The sequence below is a fragment of the Microbacterium sp. LB12 genome (genome assembly GCF_037150835.1).
GTDB lineage: Bacteria > Actinomycetota > Actinomycetes > Actinomycetales > Microbacteriaceae > Microbacterium.
Genome location: NZ_JBBCPF010000054.1, coordinates 1 through 303 on the forward strand (window position 1 = coordinate 1; position 303 = coordinate 303).

Genomic DNA, 303 nt, shown 5'->3' on the forward strand with positions numbered 1-303 from the left:
TCTTCTTCTCGTCGTTCGTCGACAACTTCGCCGGGTTCGGCGTGGTCGCGGTCGTGCTCATCGCGATGGCGGGCGTCGGCGTCGCCGAGCACGCCGGGCTCATGGGGGCGCTGATCCGCCGGGTGGTGAAGGTGGCCCCGCCGCGGTGGCTCGCGTTCATCCTGATCTTCGTCGGCGTGCTGTCGTCGGTGGCGACCGATGCCGGGTATCTGATCCTGGTGCCGCTCGCCGCGGCGGCCTTCCTCACCGTCGGTCGACATCCTCTCGCCGGTCTCGCGGGGGCGTTCGCAGGCGTCGGCGCGG

Annotated in this window: 1 protein-coding gene; it reads left to right on the forward strand. The window is 71.3% G+C overall.

Going from position 1 to position 303, the window contains the following annotated elements; genetic code table 11:
* The coding region (locus tag WFM69_RS19475) for an AbgT family transporter (RefSeq protein ID WP_337007476.1) at positions 1-303 on the forward strand (303 nt) is incomplete at both ends.